Genomic DNA, 26002 nt, shown 5'->3' with positions numbered 1-26002 from the left:
GCGTACGGGGAGGTGAACGTGCCGTGCCTGCTCTGCTGCTGTGCACGGAGAACCTGAAAATCGACCGGCCCTGTCCCGGAGCCATGCCGTCCTGCTCGAACTTCGGTAGCGCGTACCGAACCGACCGCACTCGCGGCGGCTGCGTCACCAGGCCGCCCGGAGTGGTACTGCGGGAAGTGTGCCCCGCTCACATGAGATTAACCGGCGAGTAACGAGCGCGCCAGCCCCGCGCGTCGGCCAGTCTCTGTGATCTATGTCGCCGCAGGCCCAGTGCGTTCTACCCTCGACTCCATGGACGAAGAGTCGCGAACGGTGACGGAACGCATCCGGAAGGAATCCGGCGGCACGCCCGCCTTCGACCAACTCGCCGCCACGAGCGACCGGGATGAGCTGGCCGCGGTGCTCACGGCGCCGCAGCAGCCGCTGTGGGCGCGGGAGTTGGCCGCCTACCGGCTCGGCATCGCCGGCGACAGCCGGTCCTTCGAGTCCCTCGTCCTCCTCCTCAACCACCGCGATCCGGAACGTTGTGCGGCGGCGGCACAGGCCCTCGCGGTCCTGGGCGATCCGCGCACGGCCCGCGCGGCGGCGGCCCTGGCCACGAACGAGCTGCGCGTCGCCTACGCCCTCTACCCCGTCCGGCTGCTCACCCAGCTCAGGGCCCCCGAATCGGCCCCGGCGCTGATCACCACGCTCCGCCGCCGCCTCGCACCGCACGACCCCTACCGCAAGGTGGCCCTCGCCTGCGTCGCGGGACTCGGCAGCCTGGCCGACCCCCGGGCCCGTGACGTCCTCACGGAGGCGAGCAAGCACCCGCGCCTGGCGATGGCGGCCGCGGCGGCACTGGCCCGGCTTCCCCAGGAGTGAGCGGCCGAGTGAGCGAAAGCCCGTGCGCGTACCGCACCTCGGGCACCTGCGCCCCGCCCACCTCGTAGGGCTCTCGCGCCCCGTCCGCCGCGAACCCGGCCCGCTCGTAGAACCGCCGGGCCCGCGCGTTCCCCTCCACGACCCACAACCGCAGCACGGAGTACCCCGCCGCCACGGCCGCGCCCGCGCAAGCGTCGAGCAGCGCGCGCCCCACACCCGTCGACAGATGCGCGGGGTGGGCGTACAGCGCGTACAACTCCGCTTCCCCGGGCGGCACGTCATGGTCCCTGGACGGCCCGTGGCAGGCCCACCCGACGACGGCCCCGCCCCGCTCGGCGACGTACTCCGGCGACCGCCCGAACAGCTCGCGCCGCCGCGCGGCGTCCCGCGCGACGCTCATCGCGTCGAGATACGCCTGCGGTACGAGCCCGGCATAGGCGAACTGCCAGCCCCGCACCCGCACTTCGGCCACCGCGTCGCAGTCGTCCAGGGCCATGTCACGGACCCGGACCTCCGTCGGCCTCACTCCGGGATCACGGCGAACGCCTCGATCTCCATCAGGAAGGCAGGGCCGACCAGCGCCGCGACCTGGACCGCCGACGCGGCAGGCAGCCGCGCCGGATCGAGGAACGCGTCGCGCGCCTCGCGCACCGCGGGCATGTAGGCCATGTCCGTCACGTAGTACGTCAGTTTCACCACGTCGTCGAAGCCGGCGCCCGCCGCGGCCAGGCACCGCCGCAGATTCTCGAAGACCTGCCGCGCCTGCGCCGCCGGATCGCCGGGGCCGACCAGGTCGCCCCGCTCGTCGAGCGCGAGCTGACCGGACACGGCGACGAACCGGCCGGTGCCCATGACCACGTGGGTGTAGGCCGTGGCCGGTGCGACGCCGTCAGGTGCGGGTATGTGGGTGAGTCGGCTCATGGCCCCATCCTCACCCACCCCGCGGCAACTCCGTTGCTCAGGCCGGAAGTGCTCAGCCCCGGAAGCCGAGGAGCCCGTGCAGCGTCGCGCCGCCGCCCGGGGTGGCGGACACCGGCGATGCCGCCTTGGCATTCGGTGGCTTCGGATCCGGCAGCTTCTTGCACACCGCGTCGTCCTCGCCCCCGCCGCGCGGCACCTTCCCGGACGCGAGATACGTCGCGAGGTGCTTGTCGAGGCACGCGTTTCCGCTGAGCGTGACGCCGTGGTTGCCGCCGCCCTCCTCGACGACCAGGCTCGAACCGCGCAGCAGCCGGTGCATCCTGACGCCGCCCTCGAACGGCGTCGCCCCGTCCTCCGTCGCCTGGAAGAGCAGCACCGGCGGGAGCGCGGCGTTCGCCACGTGCGGCGGGTGCAGCGTCCCGGTCGGCCAGAACGCGCACGGTGCGTTGTACCAGGCGTTGTTCCACGTCGAGAACGGCGCCTTCTCGTGCGTCGCCCAGTTGTCGTCGCGCCACTGGTTCCAGTTCCGCGGCCACTGCGCGTCCCGGCACTGCACGGCCGAGTAGACGCTGTAGCCGTTGTCGCCCGAGGTGTCGACCGCCGCGAAGTTCGTGTACGCCTCGACCAGCGGGTCCGGGTTCTTGGCGTTCACGTATGCCGCGAACGCCTCGGCCAGATGGGGCCAGTAACCGTTGTAATAGCCGCCGGGCAGATACGTGTCCTCCAGCTCGGCGGCGCCCACCTTCTTGCCCGCGGGCTTCTTCGCCAGCGCGTCACGCATCGCGTACCACTTGGCCTCGACCTGCGCCGGGTCCTTGCCCAGTTTGTACGTGACGTCGTACTTGGCGACCCATGCCAGGAAGGCCTGCTGCCGGGCGTTGAAGGCGAGATCCTGCCCGAGGTTGTCCTGGTACCAGACGCCCTCGGGGTCGACGATCGAGTCGAGGACGAGGCGCCGCACCCGCTGGGGGAAGTACTTCGCGTAGACCGCGCCCAGATACGTGCCGTACGAGTAACCGAAGTAGTTCAGCTTCTTCGCGCCGAGCGCGGCCCGGATCGCGTCCATGTCCCGGACGGTGCCGACCGTGTCGATGAACGGCAGGAGGTCCGGGTACTTCTTGCCGCAGGCCTGCGCGAACGACGTCGCGCGCTGGATATTGGCCCCCTCGATCGCCTGCGACTTCGGCACGCTCGGCGGGCGTACGGGACGGAAGTGACCGGGCTTGCAGTCGAGCGCCGGCCTGCTCCTGCCGACACCGCGCGGATCGAACCCGATGACGTCGTACTGCGCGGCGACCGTCCTCGGCAGGCTCGACGCCACGAACCCGGCGAGCGAGAGCCCGCTGCCGCCTGGACCGCCGGGGTTCACCAGGAGCGGCCCCTGATACGTCTTCGCCGTGTGCGGGACCCGCGACAGGGCGAGGGTGATCTGCCGCCCTCGCGGCCGGTCGTGGTCCAGCGGCACCTTCAACGACGCGCACTGCAGCGTCGGGTACTCGGTCGTGCCGCACTTCTGCCAGCTGACGGCGGCGGCGCGCGGGACCGTACGGGCCGGCCCGGCATCGGCCGCCGAGGCACCGGCGGTCGTGACGATCGTGGAGGCGGCCAGGGCGGCGGTGCCGCACAGGGCGACTGCGCGTTTTTTCATAGGGCCTCCCAGGACGGAGGAATCAGAGCCGTGAGTCCACGACCCGTGCGGCATGTTCCCGTAAACCCTGGGTGGAAGAATCCGTTCTGCCGGAATTTGACCCGATCGCACGCTGATCGCACGCCGGTCGCACGCCCGGGGCGCTCGGACCGGCTCCTGCGGCTCGGACCGGCTCCTACAACAAGGTGAGCTGCGTCGGCGCGGACGGCTCGGGCCCCGGGTCCTGCTCGGGTACGCGGATACGCCGTGGGAGACCGGCGCGCGAGGGCCCGATCCCGTACTCCTCGGCGAGCTCGTGCACCTGCCGGGTCAGCCGCCGCTGGTACCACTTCGGGGCGTACGCGCCCTCCGCGTACAACCGCTCGTAGCGCCGCACCAGATGCGGGTGGTGCTGCCCGAGCCAGCTCATGAACCACTCGCGCGCCCCCGGCCGCAGATGCAGCACGAGCGGCGTCACGGACGTGGCCCCGGCCCGCGCGATCTCCCGCACCGTGGCCCGCAGCTGCTCGGGACGGTCGCCGAGGAACGGGATCACCGGCGCCATCAGCACCCCGCAGCCGATCCCGGCGTCGGTGAGGGCGCGTACGACATCGAGCCGGCGCTCGGGCGCGGGCGTGCCCGGCTCGACGGTGCGCCACAGCTCCTCGTCCACGAAGCCGACGGAGACCGAGATGCCGACATCCGTCACCTCCGCCGCCTGCCGCAGCAGATCGAGGTCGCGCAGGATCAGCGTGCCCTTGGTCAGGATCGAGAACGGATTCGCGTGGTCGCGCAGCGCCTCGATGATGCCGGGCATCAACCGGTAGCGCCCCTCGGCCCGCTGGTAGCAGTCGACGTTCGTGCCCATCGCGATGTGGTCGCCGTGCCAGCGGCGCGAGGCGAGATGGCGGCGCAGCAGCTCCGGCGCGTTCACCTTCACCACGATCTGGCTGTCGAAGCCGAGTCCGGTGTCCAGGTCCAGATAGCGGTGGGTGTTGCGCGCGAAGCAGTAGACGCAGGCGTGGGTGCAACCCCGGTAGGGATTGACGGTCCACTCGAACGGCATCCGGGACGCGCCGGGCACCCGGTTCACGATCGACCGGGCCCTGATCTCATGGAACGTCACTCCACGGAACTCAGGAGTGTCGATGGTGCGAGTGATCACCGCCTCCGCGTCGAACAGCGCGGCGTCCGGCGCCCGGCCGTGTTCGGCCCGGTCGTCCGTGAGGTTCTCCCAGCGCATGACGCCTCCTCGGTAGCAGTCGCCCCACAATAGAACACATGTTCCCTTGATCGTGCGAGCCGCACCGGACCCCGCTTTTGGCGGCCCGCGCGGGGGGTGGTTGGCTGGCCGGGCTCACAGGCGAGTCCACGGGCGACGCCTGAAGAACCAAGTGCTGGAGGAAGAGTCATGGCGCAGGTCGAGGCCACCACGGAACGTGTCGTCGCCGCGAAGCCGGACGGCGTGTTCGACGCCCTCGCCGACTACAACGGCACCCGGCCGAAGCTGCTGAGCGAGCACTTCAGCGAGTACGAGGTGCGCGAGGGCGGCGACGGCGAGGGCACCCTCGTCCACTGGAAGCTCCAGGCCACCAGCAAGCGCGTCCGCGACTGCCTGCTCGACGTCACCGAGCCCACCGACGGCGAGCTGGTCGAGACGGACCGCAACTCCTCGATGGTGACGACCTGGCGCGTCACGCCCGCCGGCGAAGGCCGGTCGCGCGTCGTCGTCACGACCGTGTGGAACGGGGCGGGCGGCATCGGCGGATTCTTCGAGAAGACCTTCGCCCCCAAGGGGCTCGGCCGCATCTACGACGCCGTGCTCGCCAAGCTCGCCGCCGAAGTGGAGAAGTGACCCGCGAGCGGAGGAAGTGACGCGCGAACAGAGTTCGACACGAGCCGAACACTGATCGGCTGCTCACCGTTTCGAGTGGTTTTCGTTTCGCCTCCGTTGTACGCCGTAGGGCTCCGACCGGCGCATACGTCGATCAAGCCCGCCTGACGTGCGCCCCGTCGCGCTTGCCCCCCGTTGTCGCGTAATGCGAGAAATGGGCGGCGCAAGGGCGACGAGGGGAGCGGCAGGTGGGCACGACGACGCTGGTGACCGAACGCGTGGGGGAGCGGGAGGCGGCCCAGGAGCCGGCTCCGGCCACTGCCCCGGCGCCTCAACAGGACGCGGAGCGCGAGCAGTTGCCCGGGGCCGGGCTCAGCCCGCGACGCGTCCGGATGGTCTTCGTCGGCCTGATGCTGGCGCTGCTGCTCGCCGCGCTCGAGCAGATGATCGTCGCCACCGCGCTCCCGAAGATCGTCGGTGAGCTGCACGGCCTCGACAAGATGTCCTGGGCGATCACCGCCTACCTGCTGACCTCCACCATCGGCCTGCCGATCTACGGCAAGCTCGGCGACCTCTTCGGCCGCAAGGGCGTCTTCCAGTTCGCGATCGTCGTGTTCATCATCGGCTCCCTCCTCGCGGGCCGCGCGCAGAGCATGGACCAGCTCATCGCGTACCGCGCCGTCCAGGGCGTCGGCGCGGGCGGCCTCATGATCGGCGTGCAGGCGATCATCGGCGACATCGTGCCGCCCCGGGAGCGGGGCCGCTACATGGGCCTGATCGGCGCCGCGTTCGGCCTCGCCTCGGTCGCGGGGCCGCTGCTCGGCGGCTACTTCACCGACCACCTCTCGTGGCGCTGGTGCTTCTACTTCAACGTCCCCTTCGGCGTACTCACCCTCGCCGTCGTCTCGGTCGTCCTCAAGCTCCCCAAGCCCACGAAGAAGGCCCGGCTCGACGTGCTGGGCGCCCTGCTGCTCGCCTCGGCCTCAACGTGCCTGGTACTGCTGACCAGTTGGGGCGGCACGGAGTACGCGTGGGACGACCGGGTCATCATCGGCCTCGGCGCCGGGGCGGCTCTCTCGGCGGTGCTGTTCGTCGTCGCCGAGAAGTTCGCGGCCGAACCCCTCATCCCACTGCGGCTGTTCCGCGACTCCGTCTTCAACCTCAGCGGAATCGTCGGCATGGTCGTCGGCGTCGCCCTGTTCGGCGCGGCCAGCTACCTGCCGACGTTCCTGCAGATGGTCGACGGCGCCACCGCCACCGAGTCCGGACTGATGATGCTCCCCATGATGGGCGGCATCGTCGGCGCCTCGATCGTCTCGGGCCAGCTCATCAGCCACACCGGCCGCTACAAGATCTACCCGATCCTCGGCAGCGCGCTCTCCTGTGTCGGCATGTACCTGCTGTCACGCCTGGAAGTCGACACCCCGCGTCTCGAATACAGCGTCTACATGGCGGTGCTGGGTGCGGGCATCGGCCTGATCATGCCGGTGCTCGTGCTCGCCGTGCAGAACTCGGTCCGCCCCGGCGACCTCGGCACGGCCACCAGCGCCAACAACTACTTCCGGCAGATCGGCGGCAGCGTCGGCGCCGCGATCTTCGGCACGCTCTTCGCGAACCGGCTCGCCGACGCCCTCGCGGACCGGCTGCCCGCCACCGGCTCAGGACTCCCCGGCGGAGCGGACGCCGAGTCCATCACCCCGCAGCTCGTGCACGCGCTGCCCGAGGCGCTGCGCACCCCCTACATCCAGGCGTACGCGGATGCGATGCCCCGCATCTTCCTCTACTTGGTGCCGGTCCTCGTCCTGGGCCTGCTCCTCGCCTTCTTCCTCAAGGAGACACCTCTGTTGTCCAGCACAGCCCCCTCCGAGAACCCCGTCATCCCCGTCGGCCCTGTCAGCCCCGTCGTGCCCGCCCAGGAGCGTCTCTCCTACGCCGCCGGTCTCCCGGTCTGCGGAACGGTGCAGCACTCCGACGGCACCGCCGTGCCGCGCGCCGCGCTCACCCTCATCGACGTCGGCGGCACCCAGATCGGGCGCGGCGCCAGCGGCGACGACGGCCGGTACGCGCTGTCGACGCCCGGGGCGGGCAGTTACGTCCTGATCGCGGCGGCCGGCGGGCACCAGCCGCAGGCCGTGACGGTGACGGTCGGGGAGCGCCCCGTGGAGCTCGACGTGGTGCTCGGCGGCGCGGGCCGCCTCGCGGGTTCCGTCCTGACCGCGGACGGAACCCCCGTGCGGGACGCGATCGTCACGCTGACCAATGTGCACGGCGAGGTCGTCTCGGCCACCCGCAGCGGACGTGAAGGCGGTTACGTCATCGCGGAGTTGGTGGCCGGTGAGTACACCCTGGCCGCGAGCGCCCCCGCGTTCCGCCCGGCCGCGCTGCCGGTGACCGTGATGGCCTCCCGCGAGACCCGGCAGGACGTGGAACTGGCGGGCGGCGCGGTGCTGCGCGGGACCGTGCGGGCCGGTGGCGGGCGCGTGGTCGAGGAGGCCCGGGTCACGCTCCTCGATGCCGCGGGCAACGTGGTGGACACGCTGACGACGGGGCCGGACGGGACGTTCCGCTTCGTCGATCTCTCGTCGGGCGAGTACACGGTGATCGCGGCGGGGTACCCCCCGGTGGCGACGGTCCTCCAGGTCGCCGGAGGCGGCCGTACGGAGCGGGACCTGCAGCTGGGCCACGAAGACTGAGAGCCGGTCTTCGAAGGAGCCGGCCGCGCGCGGGGCGCTTGTCAAGAGCGCATGCCCCAATTCGCGCGTACCCACCCGGTGTTGAAGGGCCCCGCGTACCGTGGAAGGAGGCGGTACGCACCCCCATCGGCGTGCCGGAGGGAAGGGAGCGCGGCGATGGCAGGCACCGGTCGAGCCCCGCAGGGCCGCGTCCCGCTGGCCGTTGTCGTCGTCGACCAGGCGGGTCGCGTCTCGCACTGGAGCACCGGCGCCCGCCGCCTCTTCGGCCCCGACAAGGAGGACGCGGTGGGCCGGCCCGCCGCCGACCTGCTGCCCGTGTCCGGCGTGCTCCCCGAGGACGGTACGGAGCCCGGCCCTGCGGACCTCGGCGCGTACCGCACGGACGACGTACTCGGACCCGATCTGATCGGGCACGGCCTGATCGGGCACGGTCTGGAGGAGTCGCTGGGTGGCCGCACCTCCTATCCGGCCGCGGGCCGTGCCCGGCTCGACACCAGCGCGGGGCCGCGCACCCGCATCGACGTCCTGTGGTGGGCGTACCCCTTGGTGGGCCCGGGGCCCGAGCGGCTGCTCGTGCTCGCCGCCGACGCCCGGCAGCTCGGCGCGGGCACGGGCCCGGACGGCTCGGCGGACCCGGAGAGCGTGGTGGGGGAGCGGATAGCCCCCGGTTTCGCGCTGCACACGGACTTTCCCGCCGCCGACGAGCTCGCGCACGGGCTGCCCGAGATCCTGCCCAGCATGAGCGTGCGGGAGAGCGCCCGCATCGTCGCCCAGGTACTCGAACTCGGCTATCCCGTGCTGGAGTTCAGCCATCACGACCGGGTCCCCGTCACCGCCGACTGGGGTGTCGCGCGGCGCACCGAGCGCAAGGCGTGGCGGGCCGAGGCGGCGCGTGCGGCCGCGGCCGGGGTGCCGTCCCCGCGCCTGCCGCTCGACGACGCCGAGGACCTCGAGTACGTGGCCGTGCGCGAGCGCCTCGAGTTTCTCAACGAGGTGAGCGGGCGCATCGGTTCGTCCCTCGATCTGTCCCGCACGATCGTCGAGGTCAGCCGCGCCGTCGTGCCTCGCTTCACCGATGTCGCCGGGACCTATCTGCGGGAACAGGTCGTCGCGGGCGAGGGGTTTCCCGACGGCCCGCCCGACGCCACCACGATGTGGCACCGCGTCGCCCTGGAGCACACCGACGAACCGGGGCGCTGGGACGACGTCGTGCCCGTCGGCGAATCGATGCCGTTCCCGGTGCACACCCCGTTCTTCCAGTGTATGACCACCGGTGAGCCGGTGCTCGTCCCGTACATCTCCGAGGAGGTGGGCACTCGGATCGCCGCGCAGTTCGAGAAGCGCGACATCCGGCCGCTGATCAACCACCGGTCCATGCTCGTCGTCCCGCTGAAAGCACGGAACGTGGTCCTCGGGTTCATGATCCTGTTGCGCCACCAGGAGCGGCCCCTCTTCAACGACATGGACCGGGCCACCGGCGCCGAACTCGCCGCGCGTGCCGGGCTCGTGCTCGACAACGCGCGGATGTACACGTACCAGGAGTCCGTCGCCGAGACGCTCCAGGACAGCATGCTGCCGCACATCGAGCCGCACATGCCGGGCTGTGACATCGCCACCCGCTACCTGCCGGGCACCCTGCTCGGCCGGGTCGGCGGCGACTGGTTCGACTCCGTCAAACTGCCGGGCGCGCGTACCGCTCTCGTCGTCGGTGACGTCATGGGGCACGGCCTCAACTCGGCGGCGATGATGGGCCAGTTGCGGACCGCCGTGCAGACCATGGCCGCCCTCGATCTGCCGCCGTCCCAACTCCTGCGCAATCTGTGCGACTTGGCGCAGCGGCTCGGCGAGCACTATCTCGCCACGTGCCTGTACGCGGTGTACGACCCCATCGCCGGCGAACTGCTCCTCGCCAACGCCGGCCACATCCCGCCGGTGATCGTGCGCGCCGCCGACGGCCGCAGCGAACTCCTCGACCTGCCCACGGGCGCGCCCATCGGCGTGGGCGGTGTGCCCTTCGAGTCCGTACGCCTCCTGGTCGCGCCCGGTGACCGCCTGGTGATGTGCACCGATGGCCTGGTCGAGGTGCGCGGTGAGGACATCGGCGTAGGACTGGCCACGCTCTGCGAGTCGGCGGCCCATCCGGCCGCCTCCATGGACGACGCCTGCGACACCATCATCCGCTCCCTCGCGGGGCGCGGCGGCCGCAAGGACGACGTGGCGCTCCTCATGGTCCGGATGGGCGGCATCGAGCCGGGCGACGTCGCCCAGTGGAGTCTCGAAGCGGAACCGTCCGAAGTGTCGCGCGCCCGTGGCCTCGTACGCCGACAGCTCGCGGAGTGGGGCCTGTCGTCCGTCGAGTACGCCGCCGAGCTCGTGGTCGGTGAACTCGTCACGAACGCCGTGCGGCACGCCAGGAGCGGCCCGGTGCAGTTGCGCCTGGTGCGTTCGGGCACGCTGTTGTGCGAGGTGGAGGACACCGATCACACCCTGCCGACGCTGCGCGGCGCGGGGCCGGGGGACGAGTTCGGGCGGGGCCTGCGGATCGTCGCGCACCTGGCGCGGGCGTGGGGCACGAGCCGCACCGCGACCGGCAAGACCGTGTGGTGCGAACTCGCCGTGCGACGCCCCCGCGGCTGAGGTCCCCGGCGCGCCTCCGGACGGTGTACACCCCAGGAAGATGTGACCGCTCCGCTTGTGGGGCGCACTCCGGCGCGGTAGACCGACCAGAGACTTCGGCCGAGTCCGCCGCACCTGGGGAGAGTCCATGAGCGTGACCGAGCGGTACAGAGAAGCGTGGGAGACCTTCTGGGAGGACGCTCCCGAGGGGCCGGGGAGCGTCCTCTGGGATGCCGAACCCGCCCTCACCGTGGGGCTCCATCTCGCGCTGTTCGAACCGCAGTTGACGGCTGTGGACCTCCCCTTGGTGGATCTCGGGTGCGGCAACGGCACGCAGACGCGCTTCCTCGCCGACCGCTACCCGAAGGTGGTCGGCGTCGACCTGTCGGACGCGGCCCTTGACCGGGCCCGCCACGCGGACCCCGCCGAACAGGCCGCCTACCGACAGCTGGACGCCACAGTGCGTGAACAAGTAGACGCACTCCATGCCGAGTTGGGCGACGCGAACGTCTATATGCGCGGCGTGCTGCATCAGAGCGAGCGCGGCGACCGGCAGCCGCTCGTCGACGCCCTGGCGGCACTGATCGGTGAGCGCGGGCGCGGCTTCGTCGTCGAGCTGTCCGAGCGGGCGGGGACGATCCTGCGGGACCTCGCACACCACCCTGCGGGGCCGCCGCCCAAGCTGGCTCCGGTGTTCGCCCACGGCATCGCCCCGGGCGAGGTCCGCGACGCGGCCGTGCCCACGTATGTCGCCGACGCGGGCCTCGCCGTGCTCGCCTCCGGTGAACTGCCGCTGATCACAACGGAGTTCACCGCCGACGGTAACCGGATCGAGCTGCCGTCGCTGTGGCTGGTGGTGGGGCGGGGAGGGGCGGCGTCCTGACGAGCGACGATGGTAGGTTAGCTTAGGCTAAGCTAAGTAACATGGAGGCGCCGTAAGACAGGTGCGCCAGGAAGCGGTGGGTGATGCGTACGCCTTCGGTCTCGTCCGATCTGTCCTGGGTCGAGGAGACAGCGCGCCCGAGACCGGCCGTCGGCGCCCGGGTCGCGCGGCTGCTCGACGACCTGGCCGGAGTCCAGGGGGTGCGGCGCGACGAGATCGCCGCCGCGTTCTGGGCCGACGTGCAGCGGCTCGGCGCCCCCCTCGTGGAGCCGATCGAGGGTGAACCCGACCACCGCACCCTCACCTTCCTGTACCGCGGGCACCGCACGACCCGGCACGTCCTCCTCTTCAGCAACCGCCTCGTCGACCGCGCCCGGCTCGCCGACGCCCTGCTGCACCACGTCCCGGGCACCGACATCTGGCACCTCGGCCTGCGACTGCGCGCAGACCACCGCGGCACCTACCGGATGGCCGCCGACATCTCGACCGGCGCCCCGCCCGCCGACCCGGGGCTGCTCCAGGAGTTCCTGCACACCCTCCAGCGGTACGCCGGTCCCGATCCGCTCAACCCCCGGACGATCCCCACCCGTTGGGGCGGCCCCGACTGTTCCGTCTTCGCCCTGCCCGCGGCTCCCGGCCAGCGCTGGGCGCACCCCGCGCGCGGTGTGCCGCGCGGCCGGGTCGAGCGGCACGCCGTGGACAGCCCGGCCCTCGGCATGACCCGCGACGTGTGGGTCTACCTGCCGCCAGGGGGCGGCCACCGCGACCTGCCCGTGGTCGTGCTCGGCGACGGCGACATGTGGCTGGGCGGGATGAGGCTGCAGGATTCGCTGGACGCACTGATCGCGGACGGCGCGCTGCCGCCGCTGATCGTCCTCGCCCCCGACTCCGTCGACGGGCCCACCCGCTGGCGCGAGATGAGCGCCCGCGACTCCTACGTGACGTTCCTCGCGGACGACGTCCTGCCGTGGGCCGCGGGGCGCTGGCCGCTCACCACCGACCCGCGCCGTACCGTCGTCGCCGGGCAGAGCCTCGGCGGACTCACCGCCCTGTACGCGGGGCTCGTGCGGGCCGAGCGGTTCGGCAACGTGCTCGCCCAGTCGCCGTCCCTGTGGTGGCACCCCGGTCTGCCGTCCGGCGGCGGGGTGCCGCAGACGCCGGTCGTCGGCGTGCCCTGGCTCGTCCAGCGGTACGCGCAGGCGCCGCCCCGCGACCTCACCGTGCACCTGGACGTCGGGCTGCACGAGGGCCCGATGGTCGGCTACAGCCGCGCGCTGTACGAGGCCCTGCGCCCGGCCGGGTACCGGGTCACCCTCGATGAGTTCAACGGCGGCCACGACTACGCCTGTTGGCACGGTGCGCTCGTCGACGCCCTCGTACGCATGCTGGCCCCGTAAGCCCGCACGGCGCTGACAAGCGGGAACCCCGCCGAACGGGTACAACATTGGTCTATACCCATGAGAGTTGCCTGACTTATCCACAGGTCTGGTGAGGGGCGCCCGGATCCGCGTACGGTGCTGGCCATGAAGATCCTCATCAGCGCCGACATGGAGGGCGCCACGGGTGTGACCTGGCCCGCGGACGTCCTCCCGGGCACTCCTCAGTGGGAGCGCTGCCGCTCGATGTTCACCTCGGACGTGAACGCGGCGGTGCTCGGCTTCTTCGACGGCGGCGCCGACGAGGTGCTCGTCAACGAGGCGCACTGGACGATGCGCAATCTGCTCCTGGAGCGGCTCGACGACCGCGCGGAGATGCTCACCGGACGCCACAAGTCGCTGTCCATGGTGGAGGGCGTCCAGCACGGTGACGTCGACGGCATCGCCTTCATCGGGTACCACGCGGGCGCCGGCATGGAGGGCGTCCTGGCGCACACCTACCTGGCGAACCAGATCACCGGCGTCTGGGTCAACGACGTACGGGCGAGCGAAGGCCTGTTGAACGCGCACGTGGTGGCCGAGTACGGCGTCCCCGTCGTCCTCGTCACCGGCGACGACCACGCCTGCGACGACGCCCTCGGCTACGCGCCACAGGCCCGCAAGGTCGCCGTCAAGGACCACGTGTCCCGGTACGCGGCCATCTGCCGCACCCCCGCGCGCACAGCCGCCGACATCCGGGCCGCCGCCAAGGACGCAGCGTCCGACGCCGTGCGCCACACGCCGGTGCAGGGGGGCCCGTTCACCATCGAGGTCGAGTTCGACGCCGAGCACCTCGCGATGGCCTCGACCGTCGTGCCCGGGGTCGAGCGGACCGGCGAGCGTAAGATCGCGTACACGCACGAGACCATGTACGAAGGCATCCGCACCTTCAAGGCGGTCACCACGATCGCCTCGGCCGCGGTGGAGGAACAGTATGGCTGAGCAGCACCTTCCGGAGATCGACGAGAAGGCGCTCGACGAAGTCGTCACCTTCACCTCCGACCTGATCCGCATCGACACGACGAACCACGGCGGCGGCGACTGCAAGGAGCGCCCCGCCGCCGAGTACGCGGCGGCCCTGCTCTCCGAGGCGGGCCTGGAGCCGACGATCCTGGAGCGCACCCCCGGCCGTGGCAACGTGGTGGCGCGCATCGCGGGCACCGACTCCTCCGCCCACGCCCTGCTGGTCCACGGCCACCTGGACGTGGTGCCGGCCGAGGTGGCCGACTGGAGCGTGCACCCGTTCTCCGGCGAGGTCCGCGACGGCGTCGTGTGGGGCCGCGGCGCCGTCGACATGAAGAACATGGACGCGATGATCCTCGCGACCGTCCGGCAGTGGGCCCGCGTCGGGTTCCGGCCGCGCCGCGACATCGTCATCGCGTTCACCGCCGACGAGGAGGCCAGCGCCGAGGACGGCTCCGGGTTCCTCGCCGACCAGCACGCCGACCTCTTCGAAGGCTGCACGGAAGGCATCAGCGAGTCCGGCGCCTTCACCTTCCACGACGGCAGCGGCAAGCAGATCTACCCGATCGGCGCGGGCGAGCGCGGCACCGGCTGGCTCCAGCTCACCGCGCACGGGAAGGCGGGCCACGGCTCCAAGGTGAACCCGGCCAACGCGGTCGTGCGCCTCGCCGCCGCCGTCACCCGAATCGGCGACCACGAGTGGCCGATCCGGCTCACGCCCACCGTGCGCGCGGCCCTGTCCGAACTCGCGGCCCTGTACGGCATCGACGCCGATGTGAACGCGGCGGACTTCGACGCCGACGCGCTGCTCACCCGGCTCGGACCCGCGGCCTCCCTCGTCGAGGCGACGGTGCGCAACAGCACCAACCCGACGATGCTGAAGTCCGGTTACAAGGTCAACGTGATTCCGGGCGAGGCCGTCGCGCACATCGACGGCCGCTTCCTGCCGGGCGCCGAGGACGAGTTCCGTGCCGCCCTCGACATGCTCACGGGAGAGCACGTCGACTGGGAGTTCCACCACCGTGAGGTCGCGCTGCAGGCGCCCGTCGACTCGCCCACGTTCGCGAAGATGCGCGCCGCGGTGCAGGAGTTCGCCCCCGAGGGCCACACCGTCCCCTACTGCATGTCGGGCGGCACGGACGCCAAGCAGTTCTCCCGCCTCGGCATCACCGGCTACGGCTTCGCCCCGCTCAAGCTCCCCGAGGGTTTCGACTACCAGGCACTGTTCCACGGAGTCGACGAGCGGGTCCCGGTGGAGGCGCTGCACTTCGGGGTGCGCGTCCTTGATCGGTTCTTGCGTTCGGCATAGGCCCGGACCCTGCACACGCGACGTACTAGGAAAAAGCGGAGGACGCGAAGAATATGGAGGGTCTGAGGTAAATGGGGGGCGGGGACGACATGGTGCAGACGCGGGGCTACGGCTCCTGGCCTTCGCCGATCGACGCCGCGCTGGCCGCGGCGAACGACGGCAAGCCCGAGTACGTCGGGTTCGTGGGGGACGAGGCCTGGTGGACCGAACCACGGCCCACGGAGGCGGGCCGCCGCGCCCTGGTGCGGCGTGGGCGCGACGGCACGGAGCAGTCGGTACTGCCCGCGCCGTGGAACGTGCGCAGCCGCGTCATCGAGTACGGCGGCCGCCCCTGGGCCGGCGCGGAGCGCCCCGAAGGCCCACTGCTCGTCTTCGTGAACTTCGCCGACCAGCGGCTGTACGCGTACGAGCCCGAGACCCCCGGCGCGCAGCCGCGCCCGCTCACCCCGCTCTCCGCCGTGGGCGACGGCCTGCGCTGGGCCGATCCGCAGCTCCACCTCGACCGGGGCGAGGTGTGGTGCGTCCTGGAGGAGTTCACCGGCGACGGGCCCGCCGACGTGCGGCGCGTGATCGCGGCCGTCCCGCTCGACGGCTCGGCGGCCGATGACCGGGCCGGGGTACGTGAACTGACCGACGGCGCCCACCGGTTCGTCACCGGGGCCCGGCTCGCCCCGGACGGCCGACGGGCCGCGTGGATCGTCTGGGACCACCCGCGCATGCCCTGGGACGGCACGGAGCTGCTGGTCGCGGACGTCGCCGAGGACGGCACGTTCGGACCGGCGCGGATCGTGGCCGGCGGACCCGAGGAGTCGATCTGCCAGGTCGAGTGGGCCCTCGACGGGGCGCTGCTGTACTCGGGCGACGACAGCGGCTGGTGGAACCTCTACCGGCTCGACGTGCTCGGCACAGCGGGCACAGACAGCACGGACTTCGCCGCGGCCGCCCGGCCGCTGTGCCCGCGCGACGAGGAGTTCGGCGGGCCGCTGTGGAAGATCGGCCTGAGCTGGTTCAAGCCGCTGGAAGCAGGGCTCATCGCCGTCGTGCACGGCGTCGGCGCCACCGCGCTCGGCGTGCTCGACCCCGAGACCGGCGAAGTCGTCGACACGGCAGGGCCCTGGACCGAATGGTCGGCGTCGCTCGGCGTGCACGGCAGCCGCGTCGTCGCCGTCGCCGCGAGCCCGCGCACCGCGGCCGAGGTCGTCGAGCTCGACACCGCCACCGGACGCGCCCGCGTGATCGGCGCCGCGCACCACGACCCCGTCGACCCGGCGTACTACCCCGAGCCGCAGATCCGCACCTTCGAAGGGCCCGACGGCCGCGACATCCACGCCCACATCTACCCGCCGCACAGCCCCACGCACGCGGCCCCCGACGAGGAGCTCCCGCCCTACGTCGTCTGGGCGCACGGCGGCCCGACCGGCCACTCGCCGCTCGTCCTCGACCTGGAGATCGCCTACTTCACCTCGCGCGGCATCGGCGTCGCCGAGGTCAACTACGGCGGCTCGACGGGCTACGGGCGCGAGTACCGCAACCGGCTGCGCGAGCAGTGGGGCGTCGTCGACGTCGAGGACTGCGCGGCCGTCGCCCTCGCCCTCGCCGCCGAGGGCACCGCCGACCGCGACCGGCTCGCCATCCGCGGCGGCAGCGCCGGCGGCTGGACCAGCGCGGCATCCCTGACAGCCACGGACGTCTACGCGTGCGGCACGATCATCTACCCCATCCTCGACCTCACCGCCTGGGGCAGCGGGGAGACGCACGACTTCGAGTCGCAGTACCTGGAAACCCTCGTCGGACCGCTCGCCGAGGTCCCCGCCCGCTACGTCGAGCGCTCCCCGGCCGAGCACGCCGACCGGCTCACGGTGCCCTTCCTGCTCCTCCAAGGACTCGACGACGTGATCTGTCCGCCCGCCCAGTGCGAGCGGTTCCTCGCGCGGGTGGCGAGCGAGGGGCGGCGCGTGCCGCACGCGTACATCGCCTTCGATGGCGAGGGGCACGGCTTCCGCCGGGCGGACACCATGATCCGCGCTCTTGAGGCCGAACTCTCCTTGTACGCCCAGGTGTTCGGCCTGAACCCGACCGGCGTCCCCCTCCTGGAGCTCACCAAGTGAACCCCCTGACCCGGCCGGCGAGACTGGCCCCCGGCGCCCGGGTCGCCGTCGTCGCGCCGAGCGGTCCGGTCCCCGAGGACCGGTTGCAGGCGGGCCTGGACATCCTGCGCGGCTGGGACCTCGACCCGGTCGTCATGCCGCATGTCCTGGACGTACACGGGGAGTTCGACTATCTGGCGGGCTCGGACGCCGACCGCGCCGCGGACCTGCAGCGCGCCTGGTGCGACTCCGGGATCGACGCCGTGCTGTGCGCCCGGGGCGGCTACGGCGCGCAGCGCATGGTCGACCTGCTCGACTGGCCGGCGATGCGGGCCGCGCGGCCCAAGGTGTTCGTCGGGTACAGCGACATCACCGCGCTGCACGAGGCGTTCGCCGTCCGGCTCGGCGTGAGCACGCTGCACGGGCCGATGGTCGCCGCGGCGGACTTCCTCAAGAGCGCGCGGGCACAGACGCATTTGCGGGCCACGTTGTTCGACCCGGAGTCGGTACGGGTGATCCGTGCGGTGGAGGGGGCCGGGGTGCTGGTGCCCGGCGTCGCCCGTGGCGTCACGCTGGGCGGTTGCCTGTCGCTGCTCGCGGCCGACCTCGGAACCCGGCACGCGCGTCCTTCGGCGCGGGGTGGGCTGCTCTGCCTGGAGGATGTCGGCGAGGAGGCGTACCGCATCGACCGGTATCTGACGCAACTGTTGCGCGCCGGTTGGTTCGAGGGCGTCCGCGGGGTGCTTCTGGGGTCCTGGGCCGAGTGCGAGCCCGTGCGGGGGCTTTTGGTGGACCGGCTGGGTGGGCTCGGGGTTCCTGTGGTGGAGGAGTTCGGGTTCGGGCACGGTAGCGGTGCCCTGACTGTGCCGTTCGGGGTGGCGGGTCAATTGGATGCCGGGGCTTTGACGTTGACCTTGGATGAGCCGGCGCTGAGCTGACGCCGTCGCGTCCCGCCCGCGCCCCGGTGGGGCTTCTCGCGCAGTTCCCCGCGCCCCTGAAATGCGCACTGCGTGCGCCATTTCATCGGCGCGCGTACCGCGCCCTGATGGGGCTGCGGCGAAGCCGCATGCTTTAGGGGCGCGGGGAACTGCGCGAGAAGTCACGACGAGACGCGCACCCGGAATCAGACCGCTCCGGGCAGCCGCGCCGCCGAGGAGCGCGAGAACTCCCACCGGCCCGCGCCCGGCGACGAACCAGCCCCCCACGGCGAGTTGGCCCGCCCGCGAAAGAAACCCCGCGCACACCCATTGACCCCCACATGACACGTGTCACAACATGATCACGCGCACAAACTTACTGGTCGGTACAAGAATGCGTGGAGGCCCCGTGCCCAGATCCCGTACTGTCCTCGCCGCCGTCGGAACAGCCGCCGCGCTGGCGGCACCCCTGGCCACCCCCGCAAGCGCCGCAGGCGTGGGCACAACCGCCCTCGGCGAATACACCGTCACCGCCCTCAAGTTCACGGTGGAGACCGGCGGACGCCAGTGCGTCGTGGACGCCGACCTGTACCGCCCCGCCGGTGTCGACGCACAGCACACCGCTCCCGCCGTGCTCACCACGAACGGATTCGGCGGCAGCAAGTCGGACGGGTCCACGGACGCGACCGGCAGGGCGTTCGCGCAGCGCGGGTACGTCGGGCTCGCCTACTCCGGGCTCGGCTTCGGCAAGTCGGGCTGTCTCGTCTCGCTCGACGACCCCCGGATCGACGGCAAGGCGGCCTCCGCCCTCGTCGACTTCCTCGCCGGGACCCGCGCCGCCGACGACGGCACCACGATCGACTACGTGACGGCGGACAAGAAGGGCGACCCGCGCGTCGGCATGATCGGCGGCTCCTACGGGGGCGCCGTCCAGATGGCGACGGCCGCCGTGGACCACCGGGTGGACGCGCTGGTCCCGCTGATCACCTGGAACGACCTCTCCTACTCGCTCGACCCGCAGAACGCCGCCGACCGCGACGTGCCCGGCGCCTTCAAATGGCAGTGGACCAACGGGTTCTACCTGATGGGCGAGGGCCAGCCGCTGCTGGAGCCGTCGCTCGACCCGTCCCGCATCAACAAGCTGAGCTGCCTGCACTTCGTCGACGACGCCTGCCGGACGATCAGCACCCTCAACTCGGGCCGCTATCCGGCGGACAAGACGCAGGCGCTGCTCGACTATGCGCGCGGCGTGTCCCCGGTCTCGTATCTGAAGGACGTGAAGGCGCCGACGCTGCTCGTGCAGGGACAGTCCGACAGCCTGTTCAACCTGAACGAGGCCAGGGCCAGCTACGACACCCTGCGGGGCCAGGGCACCGCCACCAAGATGATCTGGCAGTCCTGGGGGCACAGCGGCGGCCTGACCGACCCGGCGAGCGGTGAACTCAATCTGGGCCAGGGCAACTTGGAGACGAGCTACGTCGGCAAGCGGGTCCTCGCCTGGTTCGACCGGTATCTGCATCACAAGAAGGGCGTCGACACAGGACCCGCCTTCGCCTACTACCGGGACTGGATCAGCGACCCGAACGGCACCTACGCCACCGCGGACGGCGTCCCCGCCCTGTCGAAGAAGCTGTACCTGTCCGGCGACGGCAAGCTCGTCGACAACCGGGACAAGGTCGCCCGCGGCAGCCGTGAGTACCGGAACTGGCTCATCCCCACCAGCCACTCCGAGTCGTCCCTCGGCGGCCTCATCGGGCTGCCCGACCCCGCGCCGCACGACACCCGGGGCACCTACCTCGACTGGACGACGGAGCCGCTGACCACGACCACCGATGTCGTCGGCGCCCCCAAGGCCACCCTCAAGGTGATCTCGCCGAAGACCGAGCGCGTACAGAACTCCGGCGACGCCGCCGACAAGCTCGTCCTCTTCGCGAAGCTGTACGACGTCGCGCCCGACGGGACGAAGACGCTGGTCCACCGGCTCGTCGCCCCGGTCCGTGTCCCGGACGTCACCCGCCCCTTCACCGTCACCCTGCCCGGCATCGTGCACCGCTACGAGAAGGGGCACCGCATCCGGTTCGTCGTCGCCGCGAGCGACGACGCGTACGGCGGCAACAAGGGGATCAAGCCGGTCACCGTCACCAGTGCGCCCCAGGACACCGGCACCGTGGAGCTGCCCGTCGTCGGGCAGTAGCCCTGTCCCGCCCCGTCACCCGTACGGGCCCTCGGCCGCTGCGCGATCGCCGCCTCCCCGCACATGCTGGGCGGGGAGGCGGCGAGCGACGACCTCCGGGGGAACGACGGAAGGGTCCACCGATGAGCCCCAAGGACACCGCGAGCTCCGCGAAGAGCGACAGCTCCGGCGCGTTCACACCGGCCAGGATCGCGGTACTGGTCCTCGTCGTCCTCGTCGTGGTCTTCATCTTCGAGAACACCCGGCGGGTGAAGATCAGGCTCCTCGTCCCCGAGGTCACCATGCCGCTCTGGATGGCCCTCGCGGCCATGGCCGTCATCGGTGCCGTCTGCGGGGGCTATTTCGTCGCGCGCAGGCGCAAGTGAGCAGGCCGGGGCCGGCGGGCCGCGCTCCGTAGAGTGGCCGGATGGCCGATCACCTTGTCGAAGGACCCCGTGTCACGCTGCGGCACACAGCCGTCGCCGACGCCGGCGAGTTCACCGCGCGGGCCCGCGAGAGCCGGGAGCTGCACCACCCCTGGCTCTTCCCGCCGACGAGCACGGATGCCTTCACCGCGTACGCCGGGCAGCTGGTGGCCGACCCGGCGAAACACGGCTTTCTGGTGTGCGAGCGCCCGAGCGGTGCCATCGGCGGATTCATCAACATCAACAACGTCGTCCAGGGCGGTTTCCGCTGCGGCGCCCTCGGCTACGGCGCCTTCGCGCACGCCGCCGGGCGCGGGCTGATGGGCGAGGGGCTCGACCTCGTGGTCCGGTACGCGTTCGGCCCCCTCGGGCTGCACCGCCTGGAGATCAACGCACAGCCCGGCAACACGGCCTCCATCGCGCTGGCCCGCCGCGCCGGGTTCCGTCTGGAGGGCTTCTCGCCGGACTTCCTCTTCATCGACGGGGCCTGGCGCGACCACGAGCGCTGGGCGCTCACCGCCGAGATGACGGTCGAGCCCGAGGCGCTTACCGGCCGCTCTTCCGATTGATCTTCATGGTGTCCATGTCGGTCACCGACGAGCGCAGCTCACCGTGGCCGAGGCCCCGCTCCCGCAGATACGCCTCGGCCCGCTCCTCGGCGAACGCTCCCGCCATCTCCTCGCCGTCGTCCGGGTCCGACTCGACGACGTAGCGCATCGAGAAGGCCTTGAGGTTGCGGTCGTACGCGAGCGAACCCTCCGGCGCGAACCGCATCCCCGCGATGCCCTCGTGCTCCGCGACCTCGGCGAGCAGCAGCTCCCGCGCCGCGTCGGTGAGGCCTTCGAACGTGGCGCGGACGATGACCCGGTAGGTGTGGTTCTCGGCCATGATGAGACGTGCTCCTCGTAGTACTGCGCAGCTGTTGAAAGCGTCAGCGTACGTCGGTGAGGATGCCTGGCATGCGGAATATCGTCGCCATCGACGCCCCCTCCAACCTGGGCCTGCGCCCGCCCGCCCCCGGCACGGTGCCCGGCGTGTACAAGCTGGCCGGCGCGCTGCGCGAGCACGGGATCGTGCGCAGGCTCGGCGCCTTCGAGGGCGGCGTCGTCGTCCCGCCGCGCTACGACAGGGGCGACTGGCGGGAGGGCGACGGAGTGTTCAACGCCGCCGCCATCGCCGCGTACACCGTGAAGCTCGCCGACCGGATCGAGCGGCACATCCGCGCGGGTGAGTTCCCGCTCGTGCTCGGCGGGGACTGCTCGATCCAGCTGGGCGCGGCCCTCGCGCTGCGCCGCGTCGGCCGCTACGGGCTCGCGGTCGTCGACGCCTCGGCCGACTTCCGGCACCCCGGGAACTCCGAGCGCGTCGGCGCGGCGGGCGGCGAGGAGCTGGCCCTCGCGACCGGCCGCGGGCAGGATGACCTCACCGACCTGGAAGGGCTGCGGCCCTATCTGCGCGACGAGGACGTCCGGCTCTTCGGCGGGCGCGATGCCTTCGAGGACGAGCGGGCCGAGCTCACCGCCCTGAAGATCCCGAACGTGACGGTCGGCGAACTGCACGAGTGGGGCGTCGACGACGTCGTGCGCGGTTTCGTGCGCAGCTTCGAGGTGCCGGTGCTCGACGGCTTCTGGGTGCATCTCGACGCCGATGTGCTCGACCCGTCCGTGATGCCCGCCGTCGACAGCCCCGACCCCGACGGGCTGCTGCCCGATGAACTCCTCGCGCTGCTCCGCCCGTTGCTCGCCTCGCCGCGCTGCGCCGGTATGAACGTCACGATCTACGACCCCGATCTCGACCCGGACGGCACCGCGGGCGCGCTCCTCACCGACGTCGTCGTGGACGCCTTTGCGCAATCCTGACCGGGAAGGCCCCTGGTCAGCTCGCCGATGACCATGTTCGATGGTCATCGGGGGCGGGCCGCGCCCCGTGGCATCGGGAGGCAGACGTGACCGTCGTACGACGTGAGGTACTGACCCTGCCGGGCGCGGAGTTGGGCCCGGCGAACCCGCTGCCACCGCTGCGGCCCCTCGACGAGGTGCACGAGCTCGACGAGCGCTCGAAGGACGACCTGCCGCTGGAGATGGCCAGGCAGCTCGGCTACGGGCCGCTGCGCAGCGTGCTCCCCGAGCGGATCCGCGACGGGTACGGGCGCGACCGGGCGCCGGTCGACCTCGACACGATCGTGATCGAGAACGACCGCCTGAAGGTGACGGTGCTGCCCGGCCTCGGCGGCCGGATCGCGTCCCTGTTCCACAAGCCGACCGGGTGCGAACTCCTGTACCGCAACCCGGTGTTCCAGCCTGCCGCCTTCGCGCTCAACGGCGCCTGGTTCTCCGGCGGCATCGAGTGGAACATCGGCGCCACCGGCCACTCCGCCCTCTCCTGCGCGCCCCTGCACGCGGCGCGCGTCACCGCGCCCGACGGCGGCGAGATGCTGCGCCTGTGGGAGTGGGAGCGGCTGCGCGACCTGCCGTTCCAGGTCGACCTGTGGCTGCCGGAGGGCTCCGACTTCCTCTACGTCGGCGTCCGCATCCGCAATCCGCACGAGAAGCCCGCGCCGGTCTACTGGTGGTCCAACATCGCCGTGCCCGAGGAGCGCCGGGTGATCGCACCCGCGCGCGAGGCCTGGCACTTCGGGTACGAACGGGCCCTGCGCCGGGTGCCCGTGCCAAAGTTCGACGGAGCCGACCGCACGTACCCGCTGAACAGCGAATACCCCGCCGACTACTTCTACGAGGTAGAGGACGGGCGGCGCCGCTGGATCACCGCGCTCGACGAGAACGGGCACGGGCTCGTCCAGACGTCGACGGACGTACTCCGCGGCCGGAAGCTGTTCATGTGGGGGAGCGGGACCGGCGGGCGGCGCTGGCAGGAGTGGCTGTCCGGACCCGGCACCGGCGGTTACGCCGAGATCCAGGCCGGTCTCGCGCGCACCCAGCTGGAGCACGTACGCCTTGAGGCGGAGGCGGAGATCAGCTGGCTGGAGGCGTACGGGCCGCTGTCGGCGGACGCCGGGGCGGTGCACTCCGCGGGGGAGTGGGGCGCGGCCGTCGACGAGGTCGAGGGGCGTCTTGAGCGGGTGTTGCCGCGCGCCGACGTCGAGGCCGCGTACGACGCGTGGCTGCCGCACGCCGACGCCGAGCCGGGGCAGCGTCTCGCCGTCGGGTCCGGCTGGGGCGCCCTCGAAGTGCTGCGCACGGGCTGGAAACCGACGGGCACGCCGTTCGACGAGTCGACGCTCGGTGAAGTGCAGGCCCCCTGGCGGGAGTTGCTGGAGACGGGCCTGTTCCCGGAGCCGCGCCGGGTCGGCGCGCCCGGCCCCAGCCTGACCGCACCGGCCTGGCGGGACATGCTGGAGACGGCGCCGGCCCGGCCGCTGTCCGAGTACCACCTGGGCGTGGCGCAGTGGCACGCGGGCGACCGCGCGCAGGCCGTGCGCAGTTGGGAGCGTGGCCTCGAACTCTCCGCCTCCGACTGGCCGTTCCTGCGCTGTCTGGCGGTGGCCGACGCGACGGACGGCCACCGTGAGCGGGCCGCCGACCGGTACACCGAGGCCTTCGACGACCTGTGTGCGGAGCGCAGGGACGGCGGCGAGGCGTGGGTGGCCGCGACGGCCGCGCTCGGGCGCGAGGCGATCGAGGCGCTGCTGGCGGCGGGCCGGGCCGGGGATGCGCGAGGGGTCTGGGACCGCTTGCACCCGGCTACGCGGGCGCGTGGGAGGTTCCGCCTGCTGGAGTCACAACTGCTGCTAGCAGAAAGGGAGTTGGGGGCAGCGCGGGATGTGTTCGAGGCGGGTTTCGAGGTCGAGGATCTACGGGAGGGGGCGGAGGCCATCGGGGAGATATGGGCGAAGGTGGCACCGGGCGAGCCCCTGCCCGCCCGGTACGACTTCCGCATGCGGCCCGAATCAAGCCCCTCCGGCGATTGAGGAGCGGAGCCCCGAGTCGGTCAGACCAACTCCCCGTTCCGCGCGACGACGCGCCCGGCGTGGACCACCATGTCGCGCTGCGGCATGTCGACGACGACCTGCGGAACGCACTCGCCCCGGACGAGAAGGAAGTCCGCGGGTGACCCCGGCGTCAGATCGGCCCGGTCCAGACCCAGCACATCGGCGGAGCCATGCGCGCCCACCGTGTAGCAGGCGGCCAGTTCGTCGTCGAGGCGGACATCCGTGACCCAGCCCAGGATGTGCGCGCGATGCAGCATGTCCGCGTTGCCGAACGGGCTCCAGGAATCCCGCACCCCGTCCGAACCGAGCCCGACCCGCACCCCGTGCTTCTTCAGCTCGGTGATCGGCAGGACCAGGGACTCGTTGGGCGCGACGGTGGTCAAGGCGATGTCGAGGTCGGCCAAGTCGGCCGCCATGGCGTCGAGTTCGGCCGGTGACAGGAACGGCAGGCAGAAGACATGGCTCACCGTCACCTTGCCGCGCAGCGAAAGTGCCCGGGTGCGCTCGATGATGCCGCGCAGCACCTTCGTGCCCTTCTCGTCGCGGTCGTGCAGGTGGATGTCGACGCCGACGCCGTAGCGGTCGGCGAGGTCGAAGACCAGGTCGAGCTGCTCGTCGAGCGCGTGGTCGAAGCTGATCGGGTCGATGCCGCCGATCAGGTCGACGAGACCGGCCCGCGCGGCATCCTCGAGCAGCTTCGCCGTGCCGGGCGCGCGGACCACGCCGTGCTGCGGGAACGCCACGATCTGCACGTCGAGCGCGTCCGCGAGCCGCTCCCGCGCCTCGGCGATGCCCTCGACACCGGCGAGGCCGAAGGCGGGCGCCACGTCCGCGTGCGCCCGCATCGCCCGCGTGCCACGCGTCACGGCGTGCGCCATCAGGTCGTACGCGCGCTCGCCGACGGGACGCTTCTGCGAGCGGAACAGTTCCACGTCCTGCGCGCAGTAGTCCGCGATGCCGCTCGCCGGCTTGCGGGTCACCCAGTCGCCGCCCCAGCTCGTCTTGTCGGGGTGGATGTGCGCGTCCACGAGCGAGGGCAGCGCGAGCCGCCCGCCGCCGTCGACGATCTTGGCGCCCCGGGGGGCGGGCGCGTCACTGATCAGCCCGTCGATCACGGTGAGGTCCACGGCGTTCCGCGCGCCGAAGGGACGTACGTCGCGGAAGACCACGGCCTTCTTGGGGCGATGCGCCGTACCGGACCCGGCCGCCGATGCCGCGGTCGGGGTCAGGGCGGCGCCGAGCGTGGCGGCGCCCGCGAGGACACCGCGCCGGGAGAGGGGAGGGGGAGTCATGTCCAGGATCTCCTTGGAAGTCGGGGCCGTACCG

At 71.8% G+C, this 26002-nt stretch carries 21 protein-coding genes; 15 read left to right on the top strand and 6 right to left on the bottom strand.

Annotation, left to right across the window (positions count from 1 at the left end; all coding sequences use genetic code 11):
- The first annotated feature begins 291 nt into the window (after positions 1 to 291).
- Positions 292 to 864, top strand: a complete 573-nt coding sequence (locus ACIREE_RS14285; protein ID WP_404150838.1) for an adenylosuccinate lyase — start codon at positions 292 to 294, stop codon at positions 862 to 864.
- Here the strand turns inward: ACIREE_RS14285 and ACIREE_RS14280 are convergent.
- The 4 genes from ACIREE_RS14280 to ACIREE_RS14265 all read right to left on the bottom strand — a co-directional run bounded on the left by ACIREE_RS14280 (position 791) and on the right by ACIREE_RS14265 (position 4655).
- Positions 791 to 1360, bottom strand: coding sequence for a GNAT family N-acetyltransferase (locus ACIREE_RS14280; protein WP_404151218.1), 570 nt, complete (start codon positions 1358 to 1360; stop codon positions 791 to 793). The two genes, ACIREE_RS14285 and ACIREE_RS14280, sit on opposite strands and share 74 nt — an antisense overlap.
- 26 nt (positions 1361 to 1386) lie before the next feature.
- Positions 1387 to 1785: a RidA family protein gene (locus tag ACIREE_RS14275; protein WP_404150836.1), complete on the bottom strand. Its 399-nt coding sequence runs from the start codon at positions 1783 to 1785 to the stop codon at positions 1387 to 1389.
- A gap of 52 nt (positions 1786 to 1837) precedes the next feature.
- Positions 1838 to 3433 (bottom strand): alpha/beta hydrolase, encoded by a 1596-nt coding sequence (locus tag ACIREE_RS14270; protein ID WP_404150834.1) that lies wholly within the window; start codon positions 3431 to 3433, stop codon positions 1838 to 1840.
- Between the two features lie 175 nt (positions 3434 to 3608).
- Positions 3609 to 4655 carry an Rv2578c family radical SAM protein gene (locus ACIREE_RS14265; protein ID WP_404150832.1) on the bottom strand — a complete coding sequence of 349 codons (1047 nt, stop codon included), beginning with the start codon at positions 4653 to 4655 and terminating at the stop codon, positions 3609 to 3611.
- A gap of 168 nt (positions 4656 to 4823) precedes the next feature.
- Here ACIREE_RS14265 and ACIREE_RS14260 point away from each other — a divergent pair, with 168 nt between their 5' ends.
- The 12 genes from ACIREE_RS14260 (at position 4824) to ACIREE_RS14205 (ending at position 21296) form a co-directional block, all read left to right on the top strand.
- The gene (locus tag ACIREE_RS14260; RefSeq protein WP_404150830.1) at positions 4824 to 5267 is read left to right on the top strand and encodes an SRPBCC family protein; all 444 of its coding nucleotides are present in this window, start codon (positions 4824 to 4826) and stop codon (positions 5265 to 5267) included.
- 227 nt (positions 5268 to 5494) lie between these two features.
- Positions 5495 to 7939, top strand: coding sequence for an MFS transporter (locus ACIREE_RS14255; protein ID WP_404150828.1), 2445 nt, complete (start codon positions 5495 to 5497; stop codon positions 7937 to 7939).
- Positions 7940 to 8095: 156 nt separating this feature from the next.
- Positions 8096 to 10576, top strand: a complete 2481-nt coding sequence (locus tag ACIREE_RS14250) for a SpoIIE family protein phosphatase (protein ID WP_404150826.1) — start codon at positions 8096 to 8098, stop codon at positions 10574 to 10576.
- Between the two features lie 127 nt (positions 10577 to 10703).
- Positions 10704 to 11438, top strand: coding sequence for a class I SAM-dependent methyltransferase (locus ACIREE_RS14245; RefSeq protein WP_404150824.1), 735 nt, complete (start codon positions 10704 to 10706; stop codon positions 11436 to 11438).
- Between the two features lie 83 nt (positions 11439 to 11521).
- The gene (gene fes, locus ACIREE_RS14240; RefSeq protein WP_404150823.1) at positions 11522 to 12835 is read left to right on the top strand and encodes an enterochelin esterase; all 1314 of its coding nucleotides are present in this window, start codon (positions 11522 to 11524) and stop codon (positions 12833 to 12835) included.
- A 126-nt stretch (positions 12836 to 12961) separates the two neighbouring features.
- Positions 12962 to 13795, top strand: a complete 834-nt coding sequence (locus ACIREE_RS14235; RefSeq protein ID WP_404150821.1) for a M55 family metallopeptidase — start codon at positions 12962 to 12964, stop codon at positions 13793 to 13795.
- Complete coding sequence (locus ACIREE_RS14230) at positions 13788 to 15125, top strand: M20/M25/M40 family metallo-hydrolase (protein ID WP_404150819.1); 1338 nt, start codon at positions 13788 to 13790, stop codon at positions 15123 to 15125. Before ACIREE_RS14235 ends, ACIREE_RS14230 begins: the two co-directional genes overlap by 8 nt.
- A gap of 89 nt (positions 15126 to 15214) precedes the next feature.
- Positions 15215 to 17233 carry a prolyl oligopeptidase family serine peptidase gene (locus tag ACIREE_RS14225; protein ID WP_404150817.1) on the top strand — a complete coding sequence of 673 codons (2019 nt, stop codon included), beginning with the start codon at positions 15215 to 15217 and terminating at the stop codon, positions 17231 to 17233.
- Positions 17230 to 18150: an LD-carboxypeptidase gene (locus tag ACIREE_RS14220; protein ID WP_404150815.1), complete on the top strand. Its 921-nt coding sequence runs from the start codon at positions 17230 to 17232 to the stop codon at positions 18148 to 18150. Before ACIREE_RS14225 ends, ACIREE_RS14220 begins: the two co-directional genes overlap by 4 nt.
- Positions 18151 to 18523: 373 nt before the next feature.
- The gene (locus ACIREE_RS14215; protein WP_404150813.1) at positions 18524 to 20323 is read left to right on the top strand and encodes a CocE/NonD family hydrolase; all 1800 of its coding nucleotides are present in this window, start codon (positions 18524 to 18526) and stop codon (positions 20321 to 20323) included.
- A 122-nt stretch (positions 20324 to 20445) separates the two neighbouring features.
- On the top strand, positions 20446 to 20688 hold the full coding sequence (locus tag ACIREE_RS14210; protein ID WP_404150811.1) for a LapA family protein: 243 nt from the start codon (positions 20446 to 20448) through the stop codon (positions 20686 to 20688).
- 41 nt (positions 20689 to 20729) lie between these two features.
- Entirely contained in the window at positions 20730 to 21296 is a 567-nt protein-coding gene (locus ACIREE_RS14205) for a GNAT family N-acetyltransferase (RefSeq protein ID WP_404150809.1), read from the top strand.
- Here ACIREE_RS14205 and ACIREE_RS14200 read toward each other — a convergent pair.
- Complete coding sequence (locus ACIREE_RS14200) at positions 21274 to 21615, bottom strand: DUF6204 family protein (RefSeq protein WP_404150807.1); 342 nt, start codon at positions 21613 to 21615, stop codon at positions 21274 to 21276. The two genes, ACIREE_RS14205 and ACIREE_RS14200, sit on opposite strands and share 23 nt — an antisense overlap.
- Before the next feature lie 71 nt (positions 21616 to 21686).
- On the opposite strand from ACIREE_RS14200, the gene ACIREE_RS14195 reads away from it, so the two are divergent.
- Entirely contained in the window at positions 21687 to 22586 is a 900-nt protein-coding gene (locus ACIREE_RS14195) for an arginase family protein (protein ID WP_404150805.1), read from the top strand.
- Between the two features lie 86 nt (positions 22587 to 22672).
- Complete coding sequence (locus tag ACIREE_RS14190) at positions 22673 to 24655, top strand: DUF5107 domain-containing protein (protein WP_404150803.1); 1983 nt, start codon at positions 22673 to 22675, stop codon at positions 24653 to 24655.
- Positions 24656 to 24675: 20 nt separating this feature from the next.
- On the opposite strand, the gene ACIREE_RS14185 is transcribed toward ACIREE_RS14190, so the two are convergent.
- Positions 24676 to 25968, bottom strand: a complete 1293-nt coding sequence (locus ACIREE_RS14185; RefSeq protein WP_404150801.1) for an amidohydrolase — start codon at positions 25966 to 25968, stop codon at positions 24676 to 24678.
- Positions 25969 to 26002: the final 34 nt, after the last annotated feature.

The sequence above is a fragment of the Streptomyces sp. NPDC102467 genome (assembly GCF_044765445.1).
Lineage (GTDB): Bacteria > Actinomycetota > Actinomycetes > Streptomycetales > Streptomycetaceae > Streptomyces.
This window is presented reverse-complemented; position numbering and strand designations above follow the sequence as displayed.